Here is a 13984-nt window from a genome sequence, read left to right as displayed (position 1 = left end):
TACGGCGTACACCTTATGGAAGCAGCGTAGGTGTACGCCGTACACCCGTCAAGGCGGTTATGGTTTCAACCGTCGCCGGAAGACGAGGACCGAGATGGCTGAGCAGGCTGACACGCTGCGCCGGACGCCGCTGAGCAGGACCCGCGTCCTGCGCGCCGCCGTCGCGCTCGCCGACGAGGCCGGGATCGAGTCCCTCAGCATGCGCAACCTCGCCCAAGATCTGGGCGTCGTGCCGATGGCCCTCTACAAGCACGTGGCCAACAAAGACGAACTGCTCGACGGCATGATCGACGTGGTCGTCGGCGAAATCGATCCGCCGGTGCCCGGCACCGACTGGAAGCGCGTGCTCCGCGGGCGCATCCTCTCGGCGCGGCAGGTGCTGCGGCGCCACCCCTGGGCGCCGCTCGCGATGGAGTCGCGGAACATGGCGACGCCGGCCATCCTCGCCTACCTCGACTCCGTGGTCGGGACGTTGCGGGCCGGCGGGTTCTCCGCCGACCTCGCCCACCACGTGATGCACGCGATGGGCAGCCGGATCCTGGGCTTCAGCCAGGAACTGTTCGACGCGTCCCGGCGCGCCGGCCGGTCCGGCATCACCGACCCGGACCCGCCGGCGGCCCTACCACCGGAGGTCGCGGCCCGATTCCCGCACCTGGCCGAGATCGCCGGGGCGGCATCCCACGACGACGCGTCGGTCGTGGGGCAGGGCTGCGACGACCAGTTCGAGTTCGAGTTCGCGCTGGACCTGCTGCTGGACGGCATCGAACGGCTGCACCAGCAGGGCTGGACGTCGTCGCGCCGACCCCGGTGAGACGGTCAGCGGTTCTGGCTCGGCTGGCAGGGCCAGCAATTCACGCATGGTTCTCGACTTGTTGGGCGTGGGCGTGACCCGCCGTCGATAGCGTGCTCGCGACTTGACCTGAGAGGGAGAGAACATCCATGACAGAGCACATCGATCCGGGTCTGGCCCGTCGCGGCCTTCTCAAGCGTAGCCTCGTGACCGCAGCCGCACTCGCCGCGCTCGGTCCCCTGGAGGCTCTCGGTGCGCGCACCGCCGGCGCGGCACCGATGAGCAAGCGCCCGTCCAGCCCCGACTACGGTCCGCTCTACCCGACCAGGGACCACACCACCGGGCTGGAGTTGCTGGCCCTGCCCAAGGGCTTCGAGTACATCAGCTACGGCTGGACCGGCGACCTGATGTCGGACGGCGTGGCAACCCCGGGTTCGCACGACGGGATGGCCGCGTTCCGCCGCCCGGACGGCAAGATCGCGCTGGTCCGCAACCACGAGCGGGGCAGCTACACCGGTGCGTTCACCACACCGGCGTACAACCCGGCGGCTGGTGGCGGCACCTCCAACCTGGTGTTCGACCCGGACCAGGGCAAGTTCCTCGAGTCCTGGGGCAGCCTGTCCGGCACGATCCGCAACTGCGCCGGCGGGCCGACACCCTGGGGCACCTGGCTGACCTGCGAGGAGACCACCGAGATCGCCCCGGACGGCACTCGCCACGGGTACGTCTTCGAGGTCCCCTACGACCGCAAGGGTGACCCCCGTCCCATCAGGGCGATGGGGCGGTTCAGCCACGAGGCGGTCGCGGTCGACCCGAGGACCGGGATCGTGTACCTGACCGAGGACGCCACCCCGTCCGGGTTCTACCGCTACCTGCCCAACAAGGCGGGCGAACTGTCCGCCGGCGGCGAACTGCAGATGCTCGTCGTGCGGACCCCGGACGGATCGTCCTACTCGACCTACGCCGACGGCACCGGCGTGGAGTACCGGACCTCCTGGGTCACGGTGCCCAACCCCGACTACGCCCCGGGCGAGACCCGCCCCGCGGTGCAGGGCGCCGCACTCGGTGCCGCCGTGTTCAAGCGGCTCGAGGGCGCCTGGTACGGCAACGACCGGGTCTACATCGTGTCCACCAGCGGCGGGCCGAAGGGCCAGGGCCAGGTCTTCGAGTACGACCCGCAGGCCGAGACGATGCGAGTGCTCTTCGCGTCGCCGGATGCCAGCGTGTTGAACAACCCCGACAACATCTGCGTCAGCCCGCGCGGTGGCATCGTGCTCTGCGAGGACGGCAGCGAGGGCGAATACCTGCACGGCCTGACCACCGACGGCGAGATCTTCCCGTTCGCGCTGAACCAGGTCGTGATCCCGGCTGGCGGGATCCCCGGCAAGTCGGTCGCCCCCGGCGACTACGCCGGTTCCGAGTGGGCCGGGTCGACCTTCGATCCGAAGAACGGCAACTGGATGTTCGTCAACGCGCAGAGCCCCGGTATCACGTTCGCCATCACGGGCCCCTGGCGCAACGGTTCGCTCTGATGCGCTGATCGCGCCGGAAGGGCGGGTAGCCGCACGGGGGTTGTCCGGGAACATCCGGACAACCCCGCACGGATCTCCCAAGCCCGGAATCGCGGCCACCACCTTCCGGTGATCGATGTTCGGCAGCGGGCGGCGTCACTTTTTGTGACCCTGAACGGCGTGGGCACAGCACCCGGACACGAGACCGTTGAGCTGCGCGTGCACGGGGTGTCCGGCGCGTCGGCGGAGAAGATCCTCGACCACCCGATCGTGGTGCGCGTCGCCGGGGATCGGCACGCGGGGTTCTATCGGCCCCGGCCGGGAGTCGGCGCGGCCGGCGGCGCCACCGCCGGGGTCGCCGTCGAGGCGTACCGCTGGGGCACGCTGACGGCCGGCGCCGCGGTGCGCACGGCGTCCATGCTGCTGCTGTTGCCGTTCATGCTGAGCAACCTCGCGATCTGGCTGCGCCCGACGCCAACCGACCGGTTCGGTCTGCTCGGCGCGCTGTGCCGCCTGCTCGCCGGCACCCTCACCGCCGCCTTCACGCTCTCGATCATCGGCGTCACGCTGAACCTCGTCGGCTGGCAGTGCGTGCCGTACGTCGAGTGCCGGGCCGGCCGGCCCTATCTGTCCTGGCTCGCCACGCTGCCGATGGGCCCGCGCCTGGCCGTGCTGTCGCTCATCCCACTGCTCGCACTCCGCCTGGTCTGGGCGATCGGCGCGCGCTCCGCCCGGGCGTTCGAGGGCTTCGGCCCGGCCTCGGCCGAGCCACCGGCCTCGGAGATGACCGAGAGCCTCACCACCCGCGGGTTCTGGGACGACGAGCGCGTCACCGCCTGGCTTCGCCAGATCCACGTCGGGATCAGCGCCGGCACGCTCGACGCCAGCCTGCTCGCCTCCCTGCCGGACGGCGGGCGAAATCGGCTGGGTCTGCTGCTGTTTGCCGCCGCCGCGGCCCTGGTGGCGTTCTGCGCGGTGCTGCTCTGCCTGCCCGTGCCGACCAGCCCCGCGCAGGCCCGTCGCCTCCTGCGCCCGCTGTGGGCAGCCATCGCCGGGGTGACCGTCCTGAGCCTCGGCTACGCCGCCCTCACCCGCACGGCCCAGCCCGTGATCAGGCAGTTGCCGGGCTACGAGGGCAGCACCGGCGGCCTGGTCGCGGCACAGGGCATCCTGCTCGTGGCGATCGCCGTCGTCACGTTCGCACGCCAGTGGACGCAGCCGACCGGGACCCGCCCGTTCGTACGCGGACTCGGCACGCCCGTCGTGGCGGCATTGTCGGTCAGCGTCGCCGCAGCCTTCACCGCCACCCTGGTCTTCCGGGTCGCCGACTACCTCGACCGCGGTCACATGCCCAATCCGGTCCGGCCGAACCCACCCGTCCTCGGCCCCCTGGAGCCGCCCGTCGCGTACTGGTGGGCCGCCCTCGCCGGACTCACCGCGCTGCTGATCATCACCGGAATCACCACAGCTACGCTCCTGCTCAGTCGCCGCCGGCGGCGGGCCCTGGCCGAGCGCGTCGTCGCACAGGACTACCCGCAGGTGCCCCTCGACGCGGCGCCCCGGCTACGCCTCGTGCGGGAGACCGTCGCCAAGTCGCACGTGACCGAGGAACTGGCCCCGATACTGGTCACGTTCTTCCTGATCTCCTCGCTGGGCCTGGCCACCATCGCGCTGGACCTGATCGGGATCGGTCCCACCCAGCTTGCGGCAAAGCTCAGCGGCCAACGCGACGGAACCGGCCTGCTCGTCGCTCACGTCACCGACGTGGCGATCTGGGTCATCAGCCTGCTCGTGATCAGCCTCATGGTCCTCGGCTTCCGCTCGTACCGGTCGGCCGAGACCCGACGCCTCGTGGCGGTCCTGTGGGACCTGGGCACCTTCTGGCCCCGCACCGTCCACCCCTTCGCGCCCCCCTGCTACGCCGCCCGGGCAGTACCCGAACTGACCAAGCGGGTCGCCGCGCTCGCCGCGCAGGGCCCCGTGGTCATCTCCGGACACAGCCACGGTTCGGTCCTGGCCGCAGCCACCGTCCTGCAACTGCCGCCGACCGCCCTGCCCAGGGTCTCCCTGCTGACCCACGGCTCCCCACTGCGCCGCATCTACGCCCGCCTCTACCCGGCCTACCTCGGTCAGCAGGCGCTGTGCGACCTGGGCGAGCGACTCGACTGGCGGTGGCGCAACCTCTGGCGGGACACCGACCCGATCGGTGGACCCATCTTCGACCGCGGGGGCACAGAGCCGCCATGCGACACCCCGGCAGCCGAATCGGTGGACCTGCGGCTCCGCGACCCCCACGCCGTGACCATCGACCCGGCCGACACCGTGCCACCGCCCGTCGAGCGCCACTGGCCGTACCACACGCAACCGCAATACCAGGCGGCCGTACGTGACCTCACCGATCGATCGGCCAGCAGCAGTCCCTCGCTACCAACATCCCCGTGAACGGAGTTTCGGGTGCATCGTGGAACTCTCTCCTTTCAGATCCAGTAGGTGTCGTGGCGCAGGAAGAACTCGGTCTGTTCCTCCTCACTCAGCGCCGCCAGCCCGGGCAGCCCCTCGAAGTAGCCCTCCCGGGGGGCGCCCGGCGCGAAGTGCAGCAACATCGACGCGGGCGAGCCGGACTCGTTGCGGAACGCGTGCACCCCGCCCTCCGGCACGTGGACGAAATCGCCCGGCTCGGTGTCGATCCAGCGGCTGCCGTCGTAGATCCGTACCGAGCCGGCGAGGATGTAGAACGACTCGGAGATGGAGCGGTGGAAGTGCGGGGCCGGGCCGCTCGGTGTCGGGCCCATGTCCCAGCGGTAGAGGCCGAACTGACCGTTCGTCGTGGCGCCGGTAGCCAGGTAGTGCGCCGAGCCGCCGTTGGCGTAGCGCAACTCTGGTGCGGCGTCGGCCGTGCGGTACGTCGCGCTGACCTCACCCGTGGCGCCGAGGTACCGCGGTGGGGGGTACGTCATGTGCTCTCCTTCAACCGGTGGTTCCGGACGGCGCTACCGCTTCTCCGCCGGCTGGTAGCGCAAGATGACGACGCCCGAGCTGAGCTCGGTCTGTCCGACGAGTCTCAGGTTCGCCGCACCGCCGTCGCGGAACAGCAGGTCCCCGTTCTCCACCCGCCCGTCGCCCACGAAGACCGGGTGCAGCCAGAACCGCAGTTCGTCGAGCAGGTCGTTGTCGAGCAGGGTGCGGGCGAGCCGGCCGCACCCGTACATCAGGATGTCCTTGCCGGGCTGCCGCTTGAGCTCCGCGACCTCCTTGGCGACGTCACCGGCGATGATGGTGGAGTTGTGCCAGTCGAGGCGTTGCAGGGTCGTCGAGACGACATACTTCGGCAGGCTGTTCATCCGATCGGCGAAGCCGGCCTCGTCGCGCGGCATGCTCGGCCAGGCCTGGGCGAACCCCTCGTACGTGGCGCGCCCCAGCAGCAGGGCGTCGCTGCCGAACAGTTGCTCCAGGGCGTACCGCTGCCCCTCCTCGGTCATGTACGAAAGCATCCACAGGTGCGGGTTCGCGATGACCCCGTCGAGGGAGAGGTACGTCGAGGCGATCACCTTCCTCATGGGCGCGGCGCTCGTGTCAGTCATTGTTCCGGTCCTTCCGCTCGTTCCGGCCGGGCCTCTCGGCACCGGCTCGCTGTTTCCGGGGACCAGCGTGCGCCCGGCCCGGGCCGCCGGACATCCGTGGCGGCCACGGATTCGGGTACCGAAAGCCGGCACGGACGCCCCCGTGCCCGGGTGTGCGGGACAATGGCGCGTGTCCTCGACCGCAATCGACCGACCGTCCAAGCGCGAGGCGGAGGTACTCGCCCTGCTGAGGCTCCGCCTGTCGAACGCCGAGATCGCCGAGAGGCTGTTCATCTCGGTACGCACGGTGGAGAGCCACGTGTCGTCGCTGCTGCGCAAGTACGGCGTCGCCGACCGGTTCGACCTCGCGGCACTCGCCGAGCCGCCGCCGGGCGGCGCCGCGCCGACCGGCCCGCTCGCCGGGCTACCCGACCCGCGTACGGCGTTCGTCGGGCGCGGTCCCGAGCGGGACACGATCCTCGCCGCCCTCCAACACCACCGGCTGGTGACCCTGGTCGGCCCGGGCGGGGTCGGCAAGACCCGGCTGGCGTGCGTGGTGGCCGCGGCGGCGGCGCGGTCGTTCCCGCTCGGCACGGCGTTCGTCGATCTCGTACCGGTCCGGGACGACTTCGTGGCCCAGGCCGTGGCGACCGCGCTCGGGGTCACCGAACGGGCGCAGCAGCCGCTGCTGGCCGCGATCGCGGAGCGCCTCGGCCAAGGCCGCACCCTGCTCGTGCTGGACAACTGCGAGCACCTGCTCGACCCGGTGGCCGGCTTCGTCGAGCGGATCCTCTCGGCCTGCCCGGACACGACCGTCCTGGCCACCAGTCGGGAGCGGCTCGCCGTACCCGGCGAACAGGTCGTCCCGGTGGCCCCGCTGCCGCCGGCGACCGACGCGGTGGCCCTGTTCCACGACCGGGCCCGGGCGGTCGACCCGGACTTCAGCGCGGACCCGGCGCTCGTCGCCGAACTCTGCACCCGGCTCGACGGGATGCCGCTGGCGATCGAGTTGGCCGCCGCTCGCAGCGCGTCGCTGGGCGCGGCGGGCCTGCTGGCCGCCCTGGACGACGTGCTGCGCCTGCTGGCCGGCGGGCGCGGGGCCGACGGGCGGCATCGCTCGCTGCGCGCGGTGATCGGCTGGAGCCACGACCTGCTGGACGACGAGGAACGTGCCCTGTTCCGGCGCCTGGCGGTATTCGTCGGGAGCTTCGACCTGGCCGCTACGGCGGCGGTCAGCCAGACCGCCGAGCACAGTGCGGTCGCCGACCTGCTCGGCCGGCTGGTGGAAAAGAGCCTCGTCGTCCACCAGCGGGGGGCGGTGAGCAGGTGGCGGCTGCTGGAGATCGTCCGGGCTTTCGCCGCCGAGCGGCTCGCCGGGGCCGGCGAGGAGCCGGCGCTGCGCGAGCGGCACCTGCGTTGGGCCGCGGCGACGGCGGCGGGCCTGGAGCGGCGGCTGGCCGACCGGCCGCGTGGGCACCCGCGAACGGGGGACCGGCCGCAGGCCCCGTCGGCGGGCCGGCCGGTCGGCGACTGGCGGGACGACTTCCACGCCGTCGCCGACGACCTCCGGGCCGCCCTGGCGAACTGCCCGCCGGGGCCGAGCCCGCTCGCCCACCAACTGGCCCGCGCACTCGGGCGCCTCGCGTACGCGCACCGGTTTCTGCTGGAAGCCGCCCGCCATTTCGAGCGCGCGGCCGCCCACGCTCCCTCCCCGGACGCCGCCGCGCGGGACCTGCGCAGCGCGGCCGACTGCGTCGTGATCGTCACCAACTCCAGCCCACGGGCCTTCCGACAGTTGCTGGCCGCGGCCGAACGGGCCGGCGCGGCCGGCGACGGCGACGCCCGGGCCGTCGCGCTGGCCCGGGCGGTGGAGTTGGCCAACCGGTTCAGCTCGGAGCCGGCCGCCGAGATACCCCAGCAGCGGCTACGCGACCTGCTCAACGAGGCGTCCGCCGACGGGGCACCGCACCGGCCGGCGGTGGCGGCCTGCCTCGCGCTGGCGACGGCATGGGCCGCTGGCGGGCAATGGCGCGACCCGGATCCGGACCTCGCCGCGGCCGCGGTCGCGGCCGCCCGGGCCGTCGGCGACCCTGTGCTGGTCAGCGCCGGCCTGGAGGCGGTGAGCGCGGCCGCCACCAAGGCCCGACGGCTGCGCGAGGCGCATCGGGTGGCTGGTGAGCGAATCGCCCTGCTGCCCACGCTGCCGCGCGACGACCCGTACGCCGGTCCGGAGATCGTCGACGCGCTGCACATGGCGGCGACCTACGCGATCGCGGCCGGAGACCTGCGGGCCGCGCTGGCCGCGGCCCACCGCGTGCAGCAGGACGACCTGGTGAGCAACCACCCGTACGCCTCGGCGAGCAAGCTGATCCCGGCTCTCGCCCTCACCGGGCAGTTCGCGGCGGCGGTGCGACATGCCGGCGCGATGTGGGCCGGTTGGGAACGGGCGGGCAGCCCGCCCGCGCCCTGGCTGTCGCCGGTCATCCTGGCGGCCGCGCTCGCGCACGGTCTGCTCGGCGACGGCGAGAGCTTCAGCCGGTGGCGGGGCCGCGCGCTTCAGGTCACCGGCCTCGCCGACGCCGAGCACCTGCCCAGCCTGGTCCCGTTCCTCGCCTTCGTGGACGCGCGCGTCGCCGTGCACACCGGTCGGCTGGGCGAGGCGGCGGCGCTGACCGAGCGCGCCTTCGGCGACTACCCGCAGAGCAGGTACGAGCCGTACGCGCGGGCCGCCGCGGCCGAACTCGCCGTCGTCGCCGGACTGCCGGACGCGGCCGAACGCCTCGCCACGGCGGCAGCGGTGTGCGCGGAGAACGACTGGGCGGTGGCCTGCCTCACCCGTGCGGCGGGGCGGCTGCACCACGACGAGGACGTGCTGGCCGCCTCGGTCGAGGCCTGGGAGCGCAACGGCGCCCGGTTCGAACGCGCCTGCACCCTGCTGTTGCTCCCCGCCCGCGTGGCTGAGGGGCGTGCGGAACTGGCCGAGCTGACCCGCCGGTGAGCACGGCGCCGGCGCCGGCGATTCGCCGCCGACGAGATCGGCCAGGCGGTGGCGAGTCGAACAGGCCGATCAGCTCGGGCTGCTCCGCCCCGACGACGCGGACGCCGACGTCCGGGTCCGGCCGGATGGCCGCCCCGTCCAGGGGTTCGGCCAGCCCGGCAGCAGCGGCCCTTTCGCGCGGCTCCAGGACGGCACGCTCGCTGCCCCGCCCCCAGCTTCCCTCCCAACCGGTCTCGCGACCGCCATCGGGGTACTGATCGCGATTCCACCAGCCTATCGATGGTGTTGGTGGAACGATGGAAGGCGTGGGAACTGCGAAAACTGCCATGCCTGCTGTCTCGCCGCTTGCTGGTGAGCCGATCAAGCGTGCCGATGCCGAGCGGCTCGCGGGAGTGCTGAAGGCGTTCGCCGACCCGGCCCGACTGCGACTGCTCAGCCTGATCCAGTCCGCTCCGGAGGGCGAGGCGTCCGTCAGCGACCTCACCGCGCCGCTTGATCTCTCCCAGCCGACCGTGAGTCATCACCTTCGGATCCTCACCGAGGCCGGCCTGCTCGAGCGCGAGAAGCGCGGCGTCTGGGCGTACTACCGCCTGGTGCCGTCCGCGATCGCGGCGATAGCCGACCTGTTGACGCCGCCCCGCAAGCGGGCGACGAAGAAGGCCCGCTGACGGCACTGTCGAGGACCGTGCCGTCGTAGAACGCTGGCAGGACGATCCGGTGGGCATCACCCGCAGTGCCGTCGCAAGGCACCGGAGCATCCCGGCGGGCAGGGCACCGACTGAGGCCGTTTGCGCACGGCCGGCCCGGGAAGACGACGAGCGGAGTGGCGCGCGGAGCCGCCCGCGCCACGCACCACGGGGAGGCCGACATGGGTGACCGGGAACGGCTGCACGAACTCCGTCAGCAGGCGCACAACGCGGGCATCGAGGGTAACTCCAAGATGACCGAGGAGCAGCTGCGCGAGGCACTGCGGAAAGTCGGCAGGGGCGAACAGCCCCAGATGGCCAAACACCAGGCCAAGCGGTGACAGACGCGAGCGGTGCCGGCACCCGCTGAAAGGCGGGCCGGCACCGCTCGCGGTTCTCGACTGATCGTTTTCCGGATTCCCTACCGCCCCACCGAAGACTCCCGACACACACCTCACCGGCCACCCTCGGGCATGGTGCGGGCACGAGGGGTACCGCCCCCGCGCGGTCAGTACGGGCGTCCGAACAGACGTGACCCGCCCGGCGGGGCCATGACCCAGCACCCGCCCCCGACGGCGCCCATCCGTCGCGGCAGGAACGTGAAGACGACGCCCGGCTCAACACCCGGCCCGCCCTGCGTGCCGCCCGCGGCACCGGCGTGGTCGCCGCCGCCGTCCGTGGCTCCCGTCCGGCCGGCGCCGTGGCGATCTTCGGCACCTCCGCCGACGCGGTCGGCGCGTTCTTCCTCAGCCGAACGCGACGAGGATCAGCCCGAACTTCCCGGTACGGTCCCGCCATGGACCTTCGATCTCGGCGGGCTGCCACCACGCGAGTGGTAGGCACTACCGCACTGCTGTCGGGCCTGCTGATCTCCGTGCTCACGATCTCCAGCGACTCAGGAATGGCCGAGCCGCACTTCCTCGCCGGGCTCCTTGTCCTCACAGGCATCGGACTGCGCATAGAGGCCGCGATCATGGCTCCCGGGGCGTAGCCGGAGCCCCGTTAGCCGCGAGCGGCCGGTGCCCGCCGGAGGCCGCCAGCGGGCCGAGCGCGGGCAGCTGGCGCCGCGCTTGTGCGGTGCCTTGATCCCGAAAGACCGTTTCGGCGGCGGTGGGTGTGGACCTCCTGTCGGCGTCCGGGACGCCGGGAAAGTTCCGTTGCACGAGTGGGGCCGCGCTTTTGCGCGCGGCCCTGCGGCAACTCTGCGGCACCCAGATCATGACCACCCCGTTGAGCCGCAACCACGACCCGACGATCACGCCTGAGGCCGACTTTCACATCCTCCATTCAAAAGTTCCGATAAATCGATGGAAAGTGCTAACGTCACCCATCGATCTTCTGTCTCGCGGGAGCGCATCGACCGGCCCAGGGGAGAAAGTTGACCGCTCTTCCCGCAGGGGAGCCGCACCCACCAGGAGGAACCATGACCGCACCGAAACAACGGCGGCGTCGAGCCGCGCTCGCGGCCGCAGCTGCCGCGGTGGCGACCCTGCTCGCCGCGGCCCCCGTCACTCCGGCCACCGCCGCACCCGCCACCGCCGATCTCCCGCCGCAGGAACCCGGCGTCACCCTGCGCTCGTACGACATGGGTGTCCCGCTGTCGGCGCTGTGCACCCTGAAGCCCGCGCAGACGCCGAACGTCGACAAGCTCATGCCGCAGATCAACTGGACCGCTACGGACGAGTTCGGCCTGTCCGACCGGTTCATCAGCCACGTGATCGCCAACCTCGCCGTGCCCACCGACGGTGACTACACGTTCCGGCTCACCAGCGACGACGGGTCACGCCTGACGATCGGCGACCAGCTCGTCGTCGACCACGACGGCCTGCACGGCGAGACCTCCCGAGAGGGATCGATCAACTTGAGCGCCGGCCTGCACCCGTTGCTCGTCGAGTTCTTCGACAACGGCGGCGGGCAGGTGTTGCGGCTCGAGTGGCGGCGCCCCGGCGCCGACGGCTTCGAACTCGTGCCGACCTCCGCGCTGAGCACCGACGCAGGCGTCGTACGCGTCACCGCCCCTGGCTGGAAGTACTGCGAGGGGGCAACCGACTCGGCCGGCGACGGCCTGCCCCTCGACCGGGTGCACCCGGGGTACACCCTCACCGACCTGCGCCCCGAGGGCTTCCAGCCGCAGGTCACCGGCATGGACTTCATGCCCGACGGGGACCTGGTCATCTCCACCTGGGGCGGCACCGACAACACGACCGGCGAGGTCTACGTGGTCGAGGGCGTCACCGGGAAGAGCGGCCCGGAGCAGGTGACCTACCGCAAGTTCGCGGCGGGACTGCGCGAACCCCAGGGGGTGGCGGTGGTCGACGGGACCGTCTACGTCAGCCAGAAGCACGAGCTGACGGCCCTGCGCGACACCGACGGCGACGGCGTCGCGGATGACCACCGGACGGTTGCGACCTGGCCGTGGGGCCGCAACTTCCACGAGTTCGCGTTCGGCCTGCTCCACCGGGACGGGTACTTCTATCTCAACCTGTCGGTTGCCATCAACTATGGCGGCGCCACCACCGTGCCCCAGCCCGCGCCGGACCGCGGCACCTCGATCAAGGTGAACGCCGCGACGGGCGAGATCACGTATGTCGCCGGGGGGCTGCGCACTCCGAACGGGATCGGTTGGGGTCCACGCGGGGAGGTCTTCGTCACAGACAACCAGGGGGGCTGGCTGCCGGCGTCCAAGCTGGTCGAAATCCAGCAGGGAGCGTTCTACAACCACTACACGACGCCCACGGGTCGGTTCGACGACAAGCCGGTGACGCGTCCCGTCGTCTGGCTTCCGCAGAACGAGATCGGAAACTCGCCCTCCACTCCCGTACTGCTGAAGCAGGGCCCGTACGCGGGGCAACTGGTCGTCGGCGACGTGACCTACGGCGGCCTGCAGCGAGTGTTCCTCGAGAAGGTCGAGGGGCAGTACCAGGGTGCGGTGTTCCGGCACACGCAGGGACTGGAGTCCGGCATCAACGAGGTCACCCTCGGCCCCGAGGGCGCGCTCTACGTGGGAGGCCTGGGCGCCGGCGGCAACTGGGGTCAGGAGGGCAAGCTGACGTACGGCCTGCAGAAGCTCACGCCCAACGGCACCTCGGTCTTCGAGGTCAAGCAGATGCGCGCGTCGCATGTCGGGTTCGAGCTGGAGTACACCAAGCCGCTGTCGGCCGAGACCGCGCAGAAGCTCGCCGACGCGTACCAGGTGACGCAGTGGCGCTACGGCGCGACGAGCCAGTACGGCGGGCCCAAGCTCGAGCTGGAGACGCTCAGGGTGGCCAAGGCCGAGCTGTCGGCCGACGGTCGCACCGTCAAGCTGCGGATCCCGGGCCTGAAGGAGGACCGCGTGGTGCACGTGCGCTCCCCGCGTCCGTTCTCCTCCGCCGGCGGCGAGGAGCTGTGGAACACTGAGGCCTGGTACACGCTCAACGAGATCCCGGGACGCGTGGTGCAGCCACAGACCTTCTTCGAGGCCGAGGAGGGCCGCACGGTCGCTGTCGCCATGGCGACCGACCACGCCGCCTACTCCGGCGCCGGCTTCGCTGCCGGGTTCGCCCAGAACGGCTCGTCGACCAGCATCTCCGCGGACGTGCGGGAGAGCGGGACGTACGACCTGGCGATGCGCTACAGCAACGGCCCGAACCCCTACTCCGGCGAGAAGCAGCTGAGCCTGTACGTCAACGGTGAACGGGTGGAGCAGACGGTCTTTCCCTCCACGGTGACCTGGAAGGAGTGGGGCACCGTCACCACCACCGTGCGCCTGGACAAGGGGCGCAACCTGGTCGAGTACCGCAAGGAGGCCGCGGACTCCGGGCACGTGAACCTCGACGTGCTCGCCGTCCGGCCGCACGGCGAGCGCATCACGCTGTTCAACGGCGGCGAGCTCACCGAGTGGCAACACAGCGACGGGCGCGAACCCGGATGGACGGTTGCCGACGGCGCCATGACGGTGCGCAACGGGGACCTGCGCACCTTGCAGGCCTTCGGCGACTTCCGCCTGCACGTCGAGTTCAACCTGCCGCTGTACCCGCCGGACGTGACCGGCCAGGCGCGCGCCAACAGCGGCGTGTACCTACAGGACCGCTACGAGATCCAGGTGCTGGACTCGTTCGGCATCGACCCGCCGAAGAACAACGACGCAGCGGCCATCTACAACCAGAAGGCCCCCGACGTGAACGCGGCGCTGCCGCCCCAGACCTGGCAGACGTACGACATCGTCTACCGGCAGGCCCGCTACGACGCGGCCGGCAACAAGGTCCAGAACGCGCGCGTCACCGTCGTGTGGAACGGCGTCACGGTGCACGACGACGTCGAGATTCTCGGACCGACAGGTGGCAACCGGCCGGAGGGCCCGGCGACGGGCGCGATCCGGTTGCAGGACCACGGCAACCCCGTCCAATACCGCAACATCTGGATCGAGCCGCTCGACCTGTAGTTCCAGCGGCCAGAAT

General features: G+C 71.5%; 9 protein-coding genes. 7 read left to right on the top strand and 2 right to left on the bottom strand.

Annotated features, from left to right (window positions below; translation table 11 throughout):
* Nucleotides 1-94 precede the first annotated feature (94 nt).
* The 3 genes from ACGF5G_RS23140 (at nucleotide 95) to ACGF5G_RS23130 (ending at nucleotide 4743) form a co-directional block, all read left to right on the top strand.
* Nucleotides 95-811, top strand: coding sequence for a TetR/AcrR family transcriptional regulator (locus ACGF5G_RS23140; protein ID WP_393265944.1), 717 nt, complete (start codon nucleotides 95-97; stop codon nucleotides 809-811).
* 185 nt (nucleotides 812-996) lie between these two features.
* Nucleotides 997-2322, top strand: a complete 1326-nt coding sequence (locus ACGF5G_RS23135) for an alkaline phosphatase PhoX (RefSeq protein ID WP_393265941.1) — start codon at nucleotides 997-999, stop codon at nucleotides 2320-2322.
* Between the two features lie 159 nt (nucleotides 2323-2481).
* A complete protein-coding gene (locus ACGF5G_RS23130) occupies nucleotides 2482-4743 on the top strand; it encodes a hypothetical protein (RefSeq protein ID WP_393265938.1) in 2262 nt (753 codons plus the stop codon).
* Between the two features lie 35 nt (nucleotides 4744-4778).
* On the opposite strand, the gene ACGF5G_RS23125 is transcribed toward ACGF5G_RS23130, so the two are convergent.
* Together ACGF5G_RS23125 and ACGF5G_RS23120 are read right to left on the bottom strand one after the other, a co-directional pair.
* On the bottom strand, nucleotides 4779-5258 hold the full coding sequence (locus ACGF5G_RS23125) for a cupin domain-containing protein (protein WP_393265936.1): 480 nt from the start codon (nucleotides 5256-5258) through the stop codon (nucleotides 4779-4781).
* A gap of 33 nt (nucleotides 5259-5291) precedes the next feature.
* On the bottom strand, nucleotides 5292-5882 hold the full coding sequence (locus tag ACGF5G_RS23120) for a dihydrofolate reductase family protein (RefSeq protein ID WP_393265933.1): 591 nt from the start codon (nucleotides 5880-5882) through the stop codon (nucleotides 5292-5294).
* 169 nt (nucleotides 5883-6051) lie between these two features.
* Here ACGF5G_RS23120 and ACGF5G_RS23115 point away from each other — a divergent pair, with 169 nt between their 5' ends.
* From ACGF5G_RS23115 to ACGF5G_RS23100, 4 genes are all read left to right on the top strand, one after another.
* A complete protein-coding gene (locus tag ACGF5G_RS23115; protein ID WP_393265931.1) occupies nucleotides 6052-8859 on the top strand; it encodes an ATP-binding protein in 2808 nt (935 codons plus the stop codon).
* 296 nt (nucleotides 8860-9155) lie between these two features.
* Complete coding sequence (locus tag ACGF5G_RS23110; RefSeq protein ID WP_393265928.1) at nucleotides 9156-9527, top strand: ArsR/SmtB family transcription factor; 372 nt, start codon at nucleotides 9156-9158, stop codon at nucleotides 9525-9527.
* A gap of 200 nt (nucleotides 9528-9727) precedes the next feature.
* Nucleotides 9728-9886, top strand: coding sequence for a hypothetical protein (locus tag ACGF5G_RS23105; protein ID WP_393265925.1), 159 nt, complete (start codon nucleotides 9728-9730; stop codon nucleotides 9884-9886).
* A gap of 1082 nt (nucleotides 9887-10968) precedes the next feature.
* Nucleotides 10969-13968 carry a family 16 glycoside hydrolase gene (locus ACGF5G_RS23100; protein WP_393265923.1) on the top strand — a complete coding sequence of 1000 codons (3000 nt, stop codon included), beginning with the start codon at nucleotides 10969-10971 and terminating at the stop codon, nucleotides 13966-13968.
* Nucleotides 13969-13984 lie beyond the last annotated feature (16 nt).

The sequence above is a fragment of the Micromonospora sp. NPDC047730 genome (assembly GCF_043204765.1).
Classification (GTDB): Bacteria; Actinomycetota; Actinomycetes; order Mycobacteriales; family Micromonosporaceae; genus Micromonospora.
The sequence above is the reverse complement of the archived record's forward strand: the minus strand, read 5'-3'. Positions and strand labels throughout refer to the sequence as shown.

Excerpts from the sequence above, each read along its gene's own strand:
- ACGF5G_RS23110 (WP_393265928.1), top strand. The coding sequence starts at position 9,156 with ATGGAAGGCGTGGGAACTGCGAAAACTGCCATGCCTGCTGTCTCGCCG.
- ACGF5G_RS23140 (WP_393265944.1), top strand. The coding sequence starts at position 95 with ATGGCTGAGCAGGCTGACACGCTGCGCCGGACGCCGCTGAGCAGGACC.
- ACGF5G_RS23100 (WP_393265923.1), top strand. The coding sequence starts at position 10,969 with ATGACCGCACCGAAACAACGGCGGCGTCGAGCCGCGCTCGCGGCCGCA.
- ACGF5G_RS23125 (WP_393265936.1), bottom strand. The coding sequence starts at position 5,258 with ATGACGTACCCCCCACCGCGGTACCTCGGCGCCACGGGTGAGGTCAGC.
- ACGF5G_RS23120 (WP_393265933.1), bottom strand. The coding sequence starts at position 5,882 with ATGACTGACACGAGCGCCGCGCCCATGAGGAAGGTGATCGCCTCGACG.
- ACGF5G_RS23105 (WP_393265925.1), top strand. The coding sequence starts at position 9,728 with ATGGGTGACCGGGAACGGCTGCACGAACTCCGTCAGCAGGCGCACAAC.